Annotated in this window: 13 protein-coding genes; 2 read left to right on the top strand and 11 right to left on the bottom strand. The window is 34.9% G+C overall.

From position 1 onward, the window contains the following. Positions 1 to 27: 27 nt before the first annotated feature. Complete coding sequence (locus BC962_RS08365; protein WP_121345543.1) at positions 28 to 849, top strand: ferritin-like domain-containing protein; 822 nt, start codon at positions 28 to 30, stop codon at positions 847 to 849. Between the two features lie 83 nt (positions 850 to 932). Here the strand turns inward: BC962_RS08365 and BC962_RS08360 are convergent, their stop codons facing one another. The 8 genes from BC962_RS08360 to BC962_RS08325 all read right to left on the bottom strand — a co-directional run bounded on the left by BC962_RS08360 (position 933) and on the right by BC962_RS08325 (position 12,799). Beyond that, a complete protein-coding gene (locus tag BC962_RS08360; RefSeq protein WP_121345542.1) occupies positions 933 to 2,204 on the bottom strand; it encodes an adenylosuccinate synthase in 1,272 nt (423 codons plus the stop codon). Between the two features lie 6 nt (positions 2,205 to 2,210). Further along, a complete protein-coding gene (locus BC962_RS08355) occupies positions 2,211 to 2,669 on the bottom strand; it encodes a Fur family transcriptional regulator (protein WP_121345541.1) in 459 nt (152 codons plus the stop codon). 29 nt (positions 2,670 to 2,698) lie between these two features. Further along, positions 2,699 to 4,912, bottom strand: coding sequence for a RelA/SpoT family protein (locus BC962_RS08350; protein WP_121345540.1), 2,214 nt, complete (start codon positions 4,910 to 4,912; stop codon positions 2,699 to 2,701). A gap of 42 nt (positions 4,913 to 4,954) precedes the next feature. Further along, positions 4,955 to 6,187 (bottom strand): M48 family metallopeptidase, encoded by a 1,233-nt coding sequence (locus tag BC962_RS08345; protein WP_121345539.1) that lies wholly within the window; start codon positions 6,185 to 6,187, stop codon positions 4,955 to 4,957. Between the two features lie 98 nt (positions 6,188 to 6,285). Beyond that, complete coding sequence (locus BC962_RS08340) at positions 6,286 to 7,092, bottom strand: TrmH family RNA methyltransferase (RefSeq protein ID WP_121345538.1); 807 nt, start codon at positions 7,090 to 7,092, stop codon at positions 6,286 to 6,288. A gap of 251 nt (positions 7,093 to 7,343) precedes the next feature. Continuing rightward, entirely contained in the window at positions 7,344 to 8,657 is a 1,314-nt protein-coding gene (locus tag BC962_RS08335; protein WP_121345537.1) for an amidohydrolase family protein, read from the bottom strand. An 11-nt stretch (positions 8,658 to 8,668) separates the two neighbouring features. Next, complete coding sequence (locus BC962_RS08330; protein WP_121345536.1) at positions 8,669 to 11,644, bottom strand: amidohydrolase family protein; 2,976 nt, start codon at positions 11,642 to 11,644, stop codon at positions 8,669 to 8,671. Between the two features lie 81 nt (positions 11,645 to 11,725). Next, positions 11,726 to 12,799: a DUF3810 domain-containing protein gene (locus tag BC962_RS08325; RefSeq protein WP_121345535.1), complete on the bottom strand. Its 1,074-nt coding sequence runs from the start codon at positions 12,797 to 12,799 to the stop codon at positions 11,726 to 11,728. Positions 12,800 to 12,886: 87 nt separating this feature from the next. On the opposite strand from BC962_RS08325, the gene BC962_RS08320 reads away from it, so the two are divergent. Next, positions 12,887 to 14,347, top strand: coding sequence for an aminoacyl-histidine dipeptidase (locus BC962_RS08320; RefSeq protein WP_121345534.1), 1,461 nt, complete (start codon positions 12,887 to 12,889; stop codon positions 14,345 to 14,347). Positions 14,348 to 14,433: 86 nt separating this feature from the next. Here BC962_RS08320 and BC962_RS08315 read toward each other — a convergent pair whose 3' ends face one another. The 3 genes from BC962_RS08315 to BC962_RS08305 are packed head-to-tail and all read right to left on the bottom strand — an operon-like array spanning position 14,434 to position 17,146. Further along, the gene (locus BC962_RS08315) at positions 14,434 to 15,558 is read right to left on the bottom strand and encodes a peptidylprolyl isomerase (protein WP_121345533.1); all 1,125 of its coding nucleotides are present in this window, start codon (positions 15,556 to 15,558) and stop codon (positions 14,434 to 14,436) included. A gap of 5 nt (positions 15,559 to 15,563) precedes the next feature. After that, positions 15,564 to 16,133: a gliding motility-associated peptidyl-prolyl isomerase GldI gene (gene gldI, locus BC962_RS08310; RefSeq protein ID WP_121345532.1), complete on the bottom strand. Its 570-nt coding sequence runs from the start codon at positions 16,131 to 16,133 to the stop codon at positions 15,564 to 15,566. Next, the gene (locus BC962_RS08305) at positions 16,130 to 17,146 is read right to left on the bottom strand and encodes a DHH family phosphoesterase (protein WP_121345531.1); all 1,017 of its coding nucleotides are present in this window, start codon (positions 17,144 to 17,146) and stop codon (positions 16,130 to 16,132) included. Before BC962_RS08305 ends, gldI begins: the two co-directional genes overlap by 4 nt. Between the last annotated feature and the right edge of the window lie 42 nt (positions 17,147 to 17,188).

Raw genomic sequence — 17,188 nt, 5'->3', positions numbered from 1 at the left:
TTAATTTATCAACTTAAATTTAAAAAAATGAATTTATTAAAAATATTAGATAACCTTTCTAATGAAGAACTTTTAAACACAAAAAGTTCTAGAAGAGGTTCCATAAGTCAATTTACAAGTGCAAGCAAGAATATAGCTTTAGCATCTATTCCATTTGCATTAGCTGCAACAAGTAGTAAGTCTAAGGCTGCAACGGCAACAATGTCTGCCGCAGCATTTCAAGCTACCCCAACAGAAGTATTAAATTTTGCCTTGACCTTAGAATATTTGGAGCGTAATTTCTATCAAATAGCAATGGATACCACTGGACTAATTCCTGAAGCAGATCGTGCAGTTTTTGCTCAAATTTTGAAGCATGAGACTTCTCACGTGAACTTTTTCGCAGCTGCTTTAGGAGATGCCGCAATTGATGAACCAACGTTCGACTTTACTGGAAAAGGCTTGGGATTAGATACGTTTGAGAACTACGGAACTTTTATGGCCTTATCTCAAGGTTTTGAAGATACTGGAGTTAGAGCATTTAAAGGTCAGGCAGGAGCTTTGGCTAATGACAATGATCTTTTAACTTTCGCATTACAAGTTCACTCAGTAGAGGCACGCCATGCTTCTCAAGTACGTAGAATGAGAGGTCAAAAAGGTTGGGTTACTGGCGGTACTGCTGCGAGTAACGGTATTCCATCGGTATTTGATGGTATATACGAGGGAGAAGCTAACACCGTTCAAGGTGGAGTAGAACTTTCAGGTTTATTTGGAGACTTTGGAGGTCCAGAAGCAGTTAAGGAGGCTTTTGATGAACCTTTGACTATGGCTGAAGTAAACGCAATTGCAACAAATTTTATCGTTTCCTAATTCTAGATTAGTTTGAAATATAACATATTAAAAATGCCTTTCATTTCTGAAAGGCATTTTTTTATATAATATTTTATGTGAAACTATCTCTGGATTGTTTGCTTTCTGTCTGGACCTACAGAGATCACAGAAATTGGAGTTTTCAACTCTTTTTCTAAGAAATTCACGTATTCCATAAATTCAGAAGGTAATTCAGAAGGATCCGTCATTTTCGTAAGATCTTCTTTCCAACCTTTAAATTCAGTATACACCGGAGTAACATTTTCTGGCTCTATATTGTAAGGTAAATGCTTAATTTCTTCGCCTTTGTAAATATATGAAGTACATATTTTCAAGGTTTTAAATCCGCTAAGAACATCACCTTTCATCATGATTAACTGAGTGATCCCATTTATTTGTACCGCGTATTTAAGTGCCACTAGATCTAACCAGCCACATCTTCTTGGACGCCCTGTTGTAGCTCCAAATTCATTTCCAACTACACCCATTCTTTCCCCATCTTCATCGAAAAGCTCGGTAGGGAAAGGGCCACTTCCAACACGAGTAGTATATGCTTTAAAGATCCCAAAAGCATCACCAATTTTATTAGGAGCGACTCCTAATCCTGTACATGCTCCAGCTGCCGTAGTGTTAGAAGAGGTTACAAATGGATAAGTTCCAAAATCTATATCCAGTAAAGATCCTTGAGCACCTTCAGCTAAAATAGATTTTCCATCTTCTTGAGCTGTTTGTAAATATTGCTCACTGTCTATGAACTTTAAAGTTTTTAAAAGCTCCACAGCTTTAAAGAATTCTGTTTCCAATTCAGCCAGATCATATTGTACATCTACATTATAGAAGCTTATCATTGCCTCATGCTTGTCTGCCAATAATCTGTATTTTTCTTTCCAGTTGTCTAATTCAAGATCACCCACTCGAATTCCATTTCTTCCAGTCTTGTCCATATAAGTTGGTCCAATTCCTTTAAGGGTAGAGCCAATCTTGGCCTTTCCTTTAGAAGCTTCAGAAGCGGCATCCAACAATCTATGTGTAGGAAGAATTAAGTGTGCTTTTCTGGAGATGTAAAGATTTTTTCTGTAATCTGTTTTGAAAGCATCTAAATTCTCCAGTTCTTTTTTAAAAATTACTGGATCTATTACAACTCCATTTCCAACAAGATTTATGGTGTCTGTATGAAAGATCCCGGATGGGATGGTATGAAGAACATGTTTCTGACCGTCAAATTCTAAAGTATGACCAGCATTTGGACCACCTTGAAATCTAGCAATTATGTCATATTTCTTGGTAAATACATCTACAATTTTACCCTTTCCTTCATCTCCCCATTGTAATCCGAGTAGTAAGTCTACTGCCATAAATATTTAATTTGTTGGTTGTTTTTTTGTGCCGTAAAAGTATAAAGAATGTTTAGAAATTTCAATATTAAAAACCTCTTCTATTGTTTGTTTTATACTTTGAATTCTAGGATCGCAAAATTCTATTACTTCTCCCGTATCTGTTAAGATAATATGATCATGCTGTCTATCGAAATAAGACTTTTCATATTGAGATTGATTTTGACCAAATTGATGTCTTCTAACCAGACCGCAATCTAAAAGTAATTCTATTGTATTATATAAAGTGGCGCGACTTACTCTATACTTCTTATTTTTCATATTGATATAAAGCGACTCAATATCAAAATGCTCTTCACTGTTATAGATCTCCTGTAAAATAGCAAATCGCTCTGGGGTTTTACGGTGCCCTTTATCCTCCAGAAATTTGGTGAATACGTTTTTAACTACAGCCTGATCATTCTTATTTCCGCTTTTCTTGCTCATAATTTTCCTTCGTTTACAAAGGTATTGGTTTATTCTCTTGACACCTTGTCTATCCCACTAATTTTTTTAAGATGTTCTATTAGTGTATCTAAGATCGAATTGTTTTTTACAATAACCGTGATTTTCCCAGTAAATACTCCATCCGCACTATCAAAATTAATGCTTCGCATATTTACATTCATACTTTTCGAGATTTCTTGTGTGATCTCACTTACCAACCCTAAATTATCTATTCCCGTTAAATTAATGATCGCCTTAAAATCTTGTTGTGTAGAATCTATCCATTTGGCCTGAATGATCCTATATGCATAGTTACTTTGAAACTGAATGGCATTCGGACAATCCTTTTTATGAACTTTTATTCCCTCACTAACCGTAATAAAACCAAACACCCGATCTCCCGGAATAGGATTACAACAGTTAGCTAATTTATAATCTAACACCTCTTCTTCCTTACCAAATACTATCTGATCGTATTTATGAGTGATCTCTTCTTTGTTGAGATCTTCCGCAACCGGTGCTTTTCTAATTTTATTTTTAAAATAGCTTACAAAAGCATTACTTCTAGAAGCAGTAAATTCTTTTAAATTTTTATTATCTATTTTCCCAATTCCAACTCTGTAAAAGAGATCTAAGCTAGTTTTTAACTTAAAATAAATTACCAACTCGTTGATCATGCTTTCATTGAAACTGAGTTTTTGGGCCTTTAACTTTCTCGCTAACACAGCTTTTCCCTCTTCTGCAAGTTCTTTTTTCTCTTCTCTTAACGAAGATTTTATTTTAGATCTAGCTCTTGCGGTACTTGCATAGTCTAACCAGTTAACATTTGGCTTTGCATTCTCTGAGGTAATGATCTCTATTTGGTCCCCACTTTTTAATTCATGACTTAGTGGAACTAGCTTGTTATTCACCTTAGCCCCTCGAGTATGCAGTCCTATGGCCGTGTGAATACTAAACGCAAAGTCTAAGGGAGTTGCTCCTTTTGGTAAAGATTTTAGATCCCCTTGTGGAGTAAACACAAAGATCTCTTTTGCGTATAAGTTCAGTTTAAATTGTTCCACAAAATCTACGGCATTGGCTTCGGAATTTTCTAAAGCTTCCTGCAATCTATTTAACCATTCTTCCATGGTCTTTTCTTCCTGCTCGGCGCCTTGCTTATATTTGTAGTGTGCAGCATAGCCTTTTTCAGCTATTTCATTCATTCGCTCACTTCTAATTTGCACTTCTACCCACCTTCCTTTAGGTCCCATTACAGTAATATGCAAGGCTTCATAACCAGTGGATTTTGGAGAAGAGATCCAATCTCTAAGGCGAATAGGATTTGGTCTAAAATGATCTGTTACTATAGAATATATTTTCCAGGCTAAGAATTTTTCATTTGCGATATCACCCTTATAAATTATACGAACGGCGAATTTATCGAAGACCTCATCAAAAGTGATATTTTGGGTTTTTATTTTTCTCCAGATAGAATAGATAGATTTTGGCCTTCCCTTAATGGTATATTCTAATTGCTCTTGATCTAAAGAATCCTTTATAACTTTTGTAAAAGCATCAATATAGGCATCCTGCTCTTGTTTACTTTCCCGAATTTTCGTTAAAATATCATTGTAAACCTCAGGTTCTGTATATTTTAAACTAAGATCTTCAAGCTCCGTTTTAATGCTATATAATCCTATTCTATGTGCCAGTGGAGCGTAGATATATAGGGTTTCTGAAGCTATTTTAACCTGTTTATCTGGTTTCATAGCATCCATAGTTTGCATATTGTGCAACCTGTCTGCAATTTTAATAATGATCACCCTAACATCGTCGTTGAGAGTAAGCAGCATTTTCCTGAAATTTTCTGCTTGCAGAGAAACGTCTTTATCTTGTTGTTGCTGTAAGTGGGAGATTTTGGTAAGTCCATCTACAATTAAGGCAACGGTTTTACCAAACATCTTTTCAATTTCTTCTATGGAATATGTGGTGTCTTCTACCACATCATGTAATAGCGCTGCGGCAATAGAGGTTGCATCCAAGCCAATTTCTGAGGCAACTATTTTTGCAACCGCTATTGGATGAAATATGTAGGCTTCTCCAGATTTTCTCCGTTGATCCTTGTGCGCTTCTACAGAAGTATCGAACGCCAATCTAATTAAATTTTTATCTTCTTTAGTTAGGGTTCTATAACTTATGCGTAACAATTCCTTATACTGGCGAGCAATTTCTTTATTCTCTTTTACTATTGCAGCTTCTGTCATAACTTAAAATTACGATTAACATTGTAAAGAAACAACTACAAACTAAGAGCTTAAGTTTTTAATTCGCTGTAATAAGGTTGGGTGCGAATAATGCATAAAAACATAAGCTTTATGTGGGGTTAAGTTGCTTAAACTAGATTTGGATAATTTTTTAAGACTAGAAATTAATGATTCTGAATTATAGGTGTTTTTGGCAAAATCATCTGCCTGATATTCGAATTTCCGGGATAAATAATTCATAATTAATCCGGTGATTTCTGAAACAGGGCTGTACAAAATCCCGAAAGCTATCAATCCTATATGAAAGCTCGGATTTTCTACTCCCAAGGCTTGAGAAAGCAATGCATTCCCAACAAATAGGGAAAGAACCCATAAGGTTAATCCTGTGGTTAATATGGAAACTATTAAATTTACAATGATGTGTTTTTTCTTATAATGCCCCACCTCATGCGCTAAAACACTCACTATTTCTTCTTCGCTCAAGTCATTAACCAAAGTGTCATAAAGAGTGATCCTTTTTTCCTTTCCAAAACCAGAGAAATAAGCATTTGCTTTTGTGCTGCGTTTGGAGCCATCTATAATAAAAATATTGTCTAGCTTAAAACCAACGTTATCGGCATAGGCCTCAATTTTGGATCGAAGCGATCCGTCTTGTAAGGGAGATTGTTTATTAAAAAGAGGAACTATCAACTTAGCATAAAACATATTGGTAAATAGTATAAAAACAGTAACCATGATCCAGGAATACCACCAAAAGTTGGCTGAAGTTAACTGATAGAACCAAACGATCAAGCCCAAAATCCCTCCACCAACGATGATCATTAAACCCCAAGATTTTAATTTATCTAATATAAATAATTTTCTTGTTGTTTTATTAAATCCATATTTCTCTTCGATCACAAAAGTGCTGTAATAGGAGAAAGGAAGTGTGAGAATATCACTGGCAAGCATAATTATCCCGAAGAAAATCAAGGCTTTGTAAATTGGGTTCTCAGTAATATCACTTGCAATTCCATTTACATACGCAAATCCTTCAAAAAAGAGGAAACCTAATAAAAGTAGCAATGAGAAAACCGAAGAAACTACTCCAAACCTATACACCTCTTTTTTGTAATTCTGAGATTTTCGGTATTCTGCATCATCATAAACATCTTCCAATTCTTTAGGGATTGGATCGTTAAACCGACTAGCATTTAATGAATCTAAGATCTTATCGATTATAAAATCGATTAAAATGATGGCAATTATTATATAAAATAAAGTTTCAGCACTCACGTAGGTTCGGGTTTTGAGAGTTTGGGATTAATATAGGTTTAATATTCTGAATGGTTTCAAAATTTGTTTTAAATGCTAGTTTTAACAGTCGAAAAGTTTTAATTAAAGCCTCGTTGGCGTTTGGCTTCAAAAATTAAAATTCCGGCAGCTACAGATACATTCATACTATCTATTTCTCCACTCATAGGAATAATGATATTTTGAGTAGAATTAGCTATCCACTCTTCACTTAGACCAGTTGCTTCTGTACCAACAACTATTGCTGAAGAATTAGTGAAATCTATTTCCGAATAATTTTTTGAAGCTTGTAGTGCAGCAGTATATATGGAGATTTTATGTTTCTTTAAAAAACTTATTATTTCTGAAGTGGTTCCAACAGCGATGTTATTTGTAAACACACAACCTACGCTAGATCTTATGATATTAGGATTAAAAAGATCTGTTTTTGGATTGGCAATTATCACCGCATCTACATTTGCAGCATCTGCAGTTCTTAAGAGGGCTCCAATATTTCCAGGTTTTTCTGGTGCTTCAGCAATTAAGATCAATGGGTTTTCCGAGTTTAGTTGAAGCGATCCTATGGACAATTCTTTAGATCTAAATACTGCCATTACACCTTCTGTACTGCCTCTGTAAGCTATTTTTTCATAGACTTCTTTAGAAAACTCTGTGATTAAAGCTTGGTTTTCAGGATTCGTACCTAGATCCTTCAATCCTTCAGCAGCAAATAAGGAATCACAAAAAAAGAATTCCTCGCAGCTATAATTTCCTTTAAAAGCAAGCTGAATTTCTCTAACACCTTCAACTATAAAAACCCCTTCTTTTTTTCGATTTCTAGATTTCTCCTGAAGTTGAAGCAACCTTTTTACTACTGGATTTTGTGCGCTGGATATTTGTTTGATCATATTGTAAAAATAGACACTTCTTGAGAGTTATAAATAAAAAACCTCTGAAAATATCAGAGGTTTTTTATTTGATTTGAACTAATTCGACATGCAGAATTTATTTTCAGCATCTCATGCTTCTAAACTAAGGATAAGTAATTTTTGAAGCCCTAAAACAAGTTCAGGGTTATGATAGTCCTTTTAAGCTTTTCATAATGCTGAACCGGTTTAATCATCTTTTCGGAAATACTAATTTAATTCTTATCTCAAAATTAATCTTCTTTCTGGCTTTCATATTTATCAGAATACCTATGATATAATTCTGTTTGATGACTTTCTAAACTCAATTCTCGTCCTTGTATGTATGCTTTCGTCAATTTGTTTGTTCGCATATCTAAGGCATCACCTTCACTTATAAAAAGTGTAGCATCCTTTCCTTTTTCTAAAGTTCCTAATCTATCATCGATCCCTAGGATTTTAGCATTGTTCAAGGTGATCAATTTCAAAGCTTCTTCCTTATCCATTCCATTTGCTGCAACAGTTCCGGCATAAAAAGGCAAGTTTCTGGTACTAGCACGTTCCATTTGCCCGCTGCTTTCCAATCCTACTAAAATTCCTTTATCACTAAGTAGTTTGGCAAGTTTGTAATTATAGTCATAATCTTCATCATCTTGATTGGGAGTAGTATGTGGGCGAGGAGTTAATACTGCAATATTTTCGGCTTTGATAAGATCTGCAACCTTCACAGCATCATATCCACCTACAATTACCATATCTTTTATATTCTGATCTTTTTTAAACTGAATAGCATCCACAATTTCCCGTTCCCCATCTACATGAATAAACACCTTTTTACCATTAGAGAAAACTGTCTCCATAGATTTAAAAGGTAAATTTTCTTGTTTTTGATCTCCCTGAATATAAGCTCTAGAGTTATTAAAGAACTGCGTGAGTTTTAGAACATCTTCAGCGTAATCCTCATTTGGTTTCAAACCTCTTTCTTCACCTAGCCACCATCTGCCACGTTTTAAGCTATTTGGCCAATTAATATGAAGTCCGTTGTCTTTCTTAATGGCAGCATCTTCCCAGTTCCAAGCGTCAAATTGAACGATAGAAGAAGTTCCAGATATTGTTCCACCTCTTGGAACTATTTCTCCTATTAAAACACCATTTGGTCTCATGCTTTCTACAATTTGACTTTCAGCATTATATGCTACCAAACTTCTAATATGTGGTAACATTTCTCCAATTTCATCTTCATCATCTGTTGGTCTAAGAGAAGCGATTTCAACTAAACCAAGAGTGGTATTTGGAGCAATAATGCCTGGGTACACATGTTTGCCTTCAGCATTTATAATAGTTCCTCGATATTGCATTTTTGTAGTGGTAGCATCTAAAACCTGAGTTAAGATCCCGTTTTCAAAAATGATCAAACTGTTTTCTATGATTTCTCCATTTCCTATATGTGCAGTTGCGCCAACGATACTTACTGCTTCACTTTGAGCAGGAGTAGGCGTTTGCTGAGCATATAATGAACTTGTTATTATTAAAATACTCAGTAGGAGTGTTATTTTTATTCTTTTCATCTTTTTCAATATTAGTAGGTTTCCAAAGTGTCACAATGCATTTTTTGATCTTCTTTCTTGGTTGCAGGCTGTGTTTTTGCTCCTCCGTTTTTAGCACTTAGCATCTGGCCAGTAAGCATATTCTTCTGTTGAGCAATTTCTTTCCTAAGTTCCTTGTCTTTTTCAATGTCAAAATAGACAGCACCTTCAATGAGCGTTTTTTCAGCTTTGCTATAAATAGATAATGGATTACCAGACCATAGCACCACATCTCCATCTTTCCCAGTTTCTATACTTCCAACACGATGATCTAAATGCAATAATTTTGCAGGATTTAGGGTGACAAATTTCCAAGCTTCTTCTTCAGAAATGCCTCCATATTTCACACTTTTCGCAGCTTCTTGATTTAATCTTCGGCTCATTTCCCCGTCATCACTATTTATAGCCACAGTAAGACCTGCGTTGTGCATTATAGCCGCGTTATAAGGAATAGCATCTTTCACCTCGTATTTGTAAGCCCACCAATCTGAAAATGTAGAAGCTCCAGCGCCATGTTCCTTCATTTTATCGGCTACTTTATAACCTTCTAAAATATGAGTGAAGGTGTTAATTCTAAAATCAAATGCTTCAGCAACTTTCATAAGCATATTTATCTCACTTTGTACGTAAGAATGGCTACTTACAAAACGTTCTCCATTCATAATTTCAATTAGAGTTTCCATTTCTATATCCTTCCTGTAGTTTCCAGTTTTCTTAGCTGCTTCGTAATCTTTAGCCTGACTAAAATAATCTGTAAACACTTGTTCTACGCCCATTCTGGTTTGTGGAAACCTGCTTTTACTATCCCAGTTTGCTTGTTTTACGTTCTCTCCAAGCGCAAATTTTATAAACTTAGGAGAATCTGGAAAGATCATTCCATCTGCGCTCGAGCCCCACTTTAATTTCATAATTGCAGATTGGCCACCAATAGGGTTAGCAGAACCATGTAATAATTGAATAGTAGTTACACCTCCTGCAAGATTTCTATAAATATTAATATCGGTAGGATCTATAACGTCTTCCATAGAAACCTCTGCGGAAGAATTTTGTCCTGCTTCATTAATTGCTGATGCTCCAATATGTGAGTGTTCATCTATAATACCGGTGGTTAAGTGTTTTCCTGTGGCATCGATAACCTTAGCTTTTCCGGCATTAAGATTTGTACCTACACCAGCTATTTTTCCATTCCTAATTAAAACATCTGTTTTCTCTAAAATCCCTTTTTCGGTATTCGTCCAAACCGTTGCATTTTTAAACAGAACATCTCCTTGCTTAGGAAGCTCCTTAAAACCGTACGCCATATTAGGGTAGGTGAGTGGCACAATAGGTAGAATAGTTTCTTCTTTATCGTCTTCTTTTTTCTTATCTACTTTGGTTGAATCTGCAGACTTTGTAGCTGTAAAAGCAGTTTCTTGACCATTGCTTAAAATAGCTCGCCCATTTATTTTATTGCTTCCTTCGCTTACTTTTGCGACTAATCTTGTGTATTCTGTTTTGGTAGAATCTGGTGACGATAGTAATAGTTGCATCCAAGTATCTGAATAAGATAACTTAGATTTTATTTTTGTATCGCCCAATTTTACTTCGGCTTTCGGAGCATTTGGTTTTCCTGAAATTTCCAGATCATACTTTTTTCCATCTACGGCTAAAGTATATTTACCCTCCAGATTTTCTGTGTTCATATTTTCCAGAACAACTTTTTTACCTTGGATCCAATTCTCAAAAAGCACGGTTTCTTTATCAAATATCTCTCCTGAGGTAATTAAAAAATTAGCCCAAGCTCCTTGTTTGATCACTCCTAATTTATTCTCTTCACCCAAAAATTTTGCGGGAGTTGTGGTTAGTGCAGCAAGAGCTTTCTTTTTATCTAAGCCGTAAGAAATGGCTTTTAGAAGATTCTCTCTAAATTTCTTTTCATCCTTTAAATTTTGAGTGGTTAATATGAAAGGAATATCGTTTTTGGCAAGTTGCATTAAGTTAGAAGGAGCCTGATTCCAACGCTTCATATCTTGTAAGCTCACATTATTTGCCATAAATGGATTTTCAAGATCATAGGCTTCTGGGAAATCCAACGGAATTATAAAAGTGGCGTTTGTGTTTTTTATTTCAGCAATGTTTTCAAATTCATATCCACTACCAAATATGAGATATTGAATCCCGTATTCATCTCCAACTTTATCTGCTCTTAATTCATCAAATAAGTTATCGGTCTTAAAAATTTGGGTTAAAGATTTATTTCTATTTAAGGCTTCTAAAGCCAAATCTTTATTAGATATATTTCCTTTTTCATACCATGCTGCGTCTATGTAGGTTTGTCTTAATAAAGCCATGGCTCCCATTATAGAAGTAGGATAAGATTGTCTGGATTTTACACTCTTATCGAAAGAGAGAAAATTAGCAGATCTATCTTTTAAAATCCGATCTCCTTCAGAACCTGCAGTATTTAAACTTACCAACATTCCTGTTCCCCGCATAATGCCATCTGCAAGATGCGTATTTACAACTCCAAATCCGTTCTTCTGAAATTTTTCTGCTTCAGATTTATCAAAAGAAAAAGACTCCAGTGCATTTGTTTCTGGGCGAATGTGATCGTTCCAATAATAGCCTTCGCGACTTGCATTGTATTGTGGTTGACCATTTTCGCTTCCAGCTTTTGTTGCTTTTTTCATCCCAAAATCACTATAGATCTCGATGAAAGAAGGATAAACGTCTTTCCCTTTTAAATCTATAACAATACTATTTTTTGGAACTGATATGTTTTTTCCAACAGCAGTAATCTTGCCTTCTCTAACAGCGATCATTCCATTTTCTATAATAGTAGTAGGATCTACGTGAATTTTTGCATTTTTAAAAATGGTGTAATTCGTATTTTCCGTGTTAACCCCATCATTGTTGGGAAAGTAATCTTGTGCGTACAAGTTCAGCCCAGAAAAAAAGACTAGGCTTAAGAGTAGAAATTTTAATCTCATAAAATTAATTGTTTAAAAGTGGTTTGCTTTAAAAAATAAGAAAGCTGAATTTAAGAATTATTTATGAAATGAAACGGGCTATTAAAAAGCATTCTCTACATCGTCGAAATAGTTAACGAGTAGCGCCACCACATAACTATAGCTTTTCATTCCATCTGCTTGATTATTAGCTTTAAGAAAGCCATTGTAAGTGATCTGGAACATAGGTTCCAAGGGGTTTTTATGGGTTTCCCAAAAATCTCTCACTTCTTTATAATTAGCCAAGATCCCTGGATGGATCTTTTTTAACAATTGATCTGCTTTGGCTTGATCTCTAACATATAGTTCATTCAAACAATAACGCAGTGCAAAAGTAAATCCTGCATATTGAAAATAGGGATCTGGATGATTCATAGTTGCAAGACAGGCTATAAAATTTGCTTCGTTCTCTTTGGCAAAACCCAACTGATGACCAATTTCATGACTTGCAGTTGTTGGGATCTTATATCTTAAGATCTGGGTATTTACCTGAGCTTCATTGGTGAGTGGATTTAAATACCCATTAAATCCCATATAAGTTAAGGGTAAACTATAAAGAGATCGTTTTAAGCTTTTACCCTCGTAGGTAAGTTTAGGGTATTTGTGACTTAAACTTTCATAACCTTCAATAGTTTTACTGAAAAGTGTTGTCTTCTTAAAATTATAGTTCACTTTTAAAGAATCGTTATCCACCAGACCTGTGTGAACCTGATTTGATTTCTTAATTAAGGTTTCTGTTAAGAGAACTAATTCTTCTGTTGTATATGTGTTTTTAATTTTTAAAGTTCGGTGGAGTGGAAGTCTATAGTAATTGAAGCCCCAAAAAATATGAAAACAAGCATAGATAATAGAGAAAGTAGCAAGTAATTCCACAAACCATTTTTTATAGCTTCTAAATTTGGTTTTAAATCTAATATAAAGCCATCTAAATATAGAGATGATAAAGAAAGTGTATAACAGATCTCCTAGAGAGAACGGAAACACCCCAAGCGAAAACCTCATTATTTTAGAGATTAACGGATACAAACCTGTACTATACCATCTTTCAACAAATTCTGGAAATGCCGAAATTATTTTAATAGCAATAATTTGTACTGGCAATAAAATGGCTAAAATGAGACTTGTTTTATTTTTCACTTCCTAAATAAATTCTAATAAGCTGCTACAAAATTTCGTGGTTTGTGAATTACCAATATCTTTGTGAATATAGCAAATATTAATACTATGAATGAAGAAATAAGAGCACAAGAACCTAAAGTTTTATGGAACAAATTCGCCGATCTTAATGAAGTTCCCAGACCATCTAAAAAAGAGGAAAGGGTTATAGAGTTTATAAAAAACTTTGGTAATACACTTAAATTAGAAACGCTTGTTGATAAAGTAGGGAATGTAATAATCAAAAAACCTGCAACTTCTGGAATGGAAGATAGAAAAGCCGTTGTGTTACAATCTCACTTAGATATGGTACATCAAAAAAATAATGATACCAAATTCGATTTTGATACACAGGGAATAGAAATGTATGTAGATGGAGATTGGGTAAGAGCAAAAGGAACTACGTTAGGTGCAGATAATGGATTAGGAGTTGCTACGATCATGGCAATCTTAGAAAGTGATACTATAGAACATCCTGCTCTTGAAGCTTTATTCACTATAGATGAGGAAACTGGAATGACCGGTGCTAAAGGTTTGGAGCCTGGACTGTTAAAGGGAGATATTCTTTTAAATCTGGATACTGAAGAGGATGATGAAATAGGAATTGGTTGTGCAGGAGGAATAGATGTTACAGCTACTAGAAAATATACGCAAGAAGATGCTCCAGAAGACATGAGCGCTTTTAAGATCACGCTTAATGGTTTACAAGGCGGACATTCTGGAATGGATATCATTAAAGGTTTGGGAAATGCCAATAAGTTAATGAACCGTTTATTGTACTCAGCTTCTGAGAATTTTGGGATTCGTATTGCTGAAATAAAAGGGGGTGGGCTTAGAAATGCTATTCCCAGAGAAAGTGAAGCAACTGTCTTGGTAGATGATTTTCAGATCAAAGCATTCGAATCTGAATTAATGAATGATTTTGAAGCCATTAAGACCGAATTTGCTAAGCTAGAGCCTAATATGAAGTTGGAATTGGTGAAAATGGATTCTACTAGCAAGGTAATGGATACTGAAACTCAGGAAACCATTTTAAAATCTATGTATGCTTTGCATAATGGAGTTTTTAGAATGAGCCCAGAAATTGAAGGTTTAGTAGAGACTTCTAATAATTTAGCCAAAGTTGAAGTTAAAGATGGAAACATCAACCTTAAATGTCTTACAAGATCTTCTGTAGAATCGTCTAAAGACGATCTTACAAATTCCTTAAGAGCTAGTTTAGAACTTGCGGGTTTTGAAGTTACTTTATCTGGAGATTATCCTGGTTGGGCTCCAAACAGAGATTCTGACATCTTAAAAGTATTGGATAATTTATATTCTGAATTATTTAATGAAAAGGCAGATGTAGCTGCATGTCATGCAGGATTAGAATGTGGGATAATTGGAAGTCATTACCCAGAAATGGATATGATTTCTTTTGGACCAACGATTAGAGGAGCGCATTCTCCAGATGAGCGTGCTAGCATCAGTTCTTCTCAGAAATATTGGAAATTCGTTTTAGAGATCCTTAAAAATATTCCGAAGAAATAATTATTAAAGACTTAGAATAATTAATAGCATAAAAAAATCCCGCTTCCTAAAAGGAGCGGGATTTATAATTTTATATAATTTAAGATTTACTTCTGAATCTCTACTATTTCTAATTCAAAAATAAGATCAGTATTTGGAGGAATAGCATCACCAGCTCCTCTTTCACCATATCCTAAATGAGAAGGAATAAAAACCACAGCGCGGTCTCCTACATTCATATTTAATAATCCTTCTTTAAATCCTGGAATCATAGGTGCGTCTGGGCCATATTTAGTTGGCATTGGTTGGTAACCACCTTGATCTCGTTTAGCATGATTAAGTGCATCATTCTTTTCTGCAACATCTTGCCAGCTAGTGTCGAATATAGTTCCATCCTCAAAATACCCAGCATAGTTCACCATAACAGTAGACCCTTGTGGAATCTTAGTGTCTTCACCCTTTTTTAGGAAATGAATTTTAACTCCACTTTCTAATTCTTCTGTATCAGATTTTAAAGAGCTGAATTTACTAGCATTTTCTTTCTTTATTTCTGCAGTAGCTGCAGCCTTTTTTTCTTCATCTATCTTAGCTTGAGCTAATTTAGATTCAAAAGTTTTCGCAGCTTTAAAAGCTTTCGCATCTTTTCCTTTACGGATGATCTTTACGCTTTCTAAAACTACATCTTTTTCTGGCTTATCTCTTGCAAGGGTTTTAACCATCCCAATACTATCTACTACGGCTTGACCTTCCAATACTTTACCAAAAATGGTATGTTTTCCGTCTAACCAAGGAGTTGGAGCTAAAGTGATGAAAAACTGACTTCCATTAGTTCCCGGACCTGCATTTGCCATAGATAAGGTTCCTTTAGTAGCATGACTTAAAGTGTCTACTATTTCGTCTGGGAATCTATATCCAGGATCTCCACTTCCGGTTCCAGTTGGATCTCCACCTTGTATCATAAAACCTTTTATAACACGGTGAAAAATTAATCCGTCATAGTATTTTTTTCCTTTAGAGGTACTGTCAACCATTTCATGACTATCTCCTTCAGCTAAAGAAACAAAGTTAGCAACCGTAGTTGGAGTTTCCTTGTAATACAATTCAGTTATAAAAGAACCTTTATTAGTGTTGAATTCGGCATAAAGACCATCTTTAAGGTCTGGATAATCCTCTTTACAACTTACTAGGCCAAGTAGAATGGCACAAACCAAAAGCATGCTTAATCTTTTCATATTAATTAATTATCAGATTTATTAGTGTTTATTTCTTGGGTAATTGTGTGTAATGAAACTTCAGTAATAATAGGAATATTGGTGCCAATTCTATCTTTATCACCATAATAACCAAATGCTTTGTGAGAAGGGAAGATAAAAGTAACAATTTCGCCCTCTTTCATAAGTTTTAGACCTTCTCTTAAACCTCCAAATAGATTTTCCCTGTCCATAGCATATCTTTTAGTTGGAATTTCTCCAACATCGTAGATATAGTTGCCATTCAAATCTTTAATATTATAATCGAATCTCACGACATCGCCATACTCCGGCATATTAATATTTAAAGAATCGGTAGATCTTTTATTGTAATAATACCAGAAGCCATTGCTGGAGGCAATATATTCTTTAGTAGAATCCTGCTCGATCATTTTAAGAATAATAGCTTCTTCCTTTGCAACTAGTTTTTTATTTCTTTGAATAGATTCATTAATAAAGGAACCAGAATTTTGAGTGACAGGTCTTCGGGCTTCTGGAGATTTACACCCCATTACACCTAGTATTAATACGAGTATAGTTATGAGTTTTATCTTCATAAACTTAATTTTTCCTTGTATTGTGGAAGTACGCTATTAAATTTAATGATGGTGTTTTCCAATGAAATATCACTTTTCCCCCCAGCAGCATTTACATGGCCGCCTCCTTGGAAATGAGCTCTTGCAAATTCATTTACATTGAAACTTCCTTTAGAACGGAAGCTTATTTTAATAATACCATCTACTTTATGTTCTATGAATATGGCGGCAAAAATAATACCTTCCAGCGATAATCCATAATTTACAAATCCCTCGGTATCTCCTTTTCTGAAATTATTTTTATCTAATTCTTCCTGCGAAATAGTGATGTATGCAGTCCTTGATTCTTTATTAACTCTAAGGTTTTGAAGCGCTACTCCTAATAATTTTAATCTGCTTTCTGAAGAGGTATCATAAACTTCCTGATGGATTTTAGCATTATCGGCACCTTTTTCAATAAGATCTGCGATCACCTTGTGGGTTTCACTAGATGTAGATCTAAATCTAAAAGAACCAGTATCGGTCATTATCCCAGTATATAAACAGGTAGCAATTTCTGGAGTGATGCTTTTTACAGCTCTTAGCTTTTTAATGAATTGATACACCATCTGGCAAGTAGAACTCATAGAAGCGTCACTATAAGTATGGTGAGCATATGTTGATGGTTCAGGATGATGATCTATCATTATAAAGGTAGCTTCAGCCTGAGTTAAAGGATCTTGCATATCTCCGGTTCTTGAAAGATCGTTAAAGTCTAGAGTGAAGATAATATCTGCATTAGTGATCAAAGGTTTACATACCATATAATCCTTTTCATAAATCAAGATATCTTCCTGCCCTGGTAGCCATTTTAAGAAGTCTGGATAGTCGTTAGGAGCGATCACATTTACATGATGCCCTTTACCTTTTAAAAAATGGTAAAGTCCCAAGCATGAGCCAATGGCATCGCCATCCGGTCCTTTATGTGGTACAATTACAATGTTGTTGGCCCTTGATAGGTCTGAGGTGATCTCTAAAATGCTTTGTTCAATCATATTTTAATGCCAATTAAAGCGGAATTACAACAAAGTTGAAAT

The organism is Gillisia mitskevichiae, from assembly GCF_003634585.1.
Classification (GTDB): Bacteria; Bacteroidota; Bacteroidia; order Flavobacteriales; family Flavobacteriaceae; genus Gillisia; species Gillisia mitskevichiae.
This window is presented reverse-complemented; position numbering and strand designations above follow the sequence as displayed.

Bases quoted from the DNA above. Each gene is read 5' to 3' on its own strand.
- BC962_RS08365 (WP_121345543.1), top strand. From the start codon at position 28: ATGAATTTATTAAAAATATTAGATAACCTTTCTAATGAAGAACTTTTA.
- BC962_RS08305 (WP_121345531.1), bottom strand. From the start codon at position 17,146: ATGATTGAACAAAGCATTTTAGAGATCACCTCAGACCTATCAAGGGCC.
- BC962_RS08330 (WP_121345536.1), bottom strand. From the start codon at position 11,644: ATGAGATTAAAATTTCTACTCTTAAGCCTAGTCTTTTTTTCTGGGCTG.
- BC962_RS08340 (WP_121345538.1), bottom strand. From the start codon at position 7,092: ATGATCAAACAAATATCCAGCGCACAAAATCCAGTAGTAAAAAGGTTG.
- BC962_RS08350 (WP_121345540.1), bottom strand. From the start codon at position 4,912: ATGACAGAAGCTGCAATAGTAAAAGAGAATAAAGAAATTGCTCGCCAG.
- BC962_RS08335 (WP_121345537.1), bottom strand. From the start codon at position 8,657: ATGAAAAGAATAAAAATAACACTCCTACTGAGTATTTTAATAATAACA.
- BC962_RS08360 (WP_121345542.1), bottom strand. From the start codon at position 2,204: ATGGCAGTAGACTTACTACTCGGATTACAATGGGGAGATGAAGGAAAG.
- BC962_RS08355 (WP_121345541.1), bottom strand. From the start codon at position 2,669: ATGAGCAAGAAAAGCGGAAATAAGAATGATCAGGCTGTAGTTAAAAAC.
- BC962_RS08315 (WP_121345533.1), bottom strand. From the start codon at position 15,558: ATGAAAAGATTAAGCATGCTTTTGGTTTGTGCCATTCTACTTGGCCTA.
- gldI (WP_121345532.1), bottom strand. From the start codon at position 16,133: ATGAAGATAAAACTCATAACTATACTCGTATTAATACTAGGTGTAATG.
- BC962_RS08320 (WP_121345534.1), top strand. From the start codon at position 12,887: ATGAATGAAGAAATAAGAGCACAAGAACCTAAAGTTTTATGGAACAAA.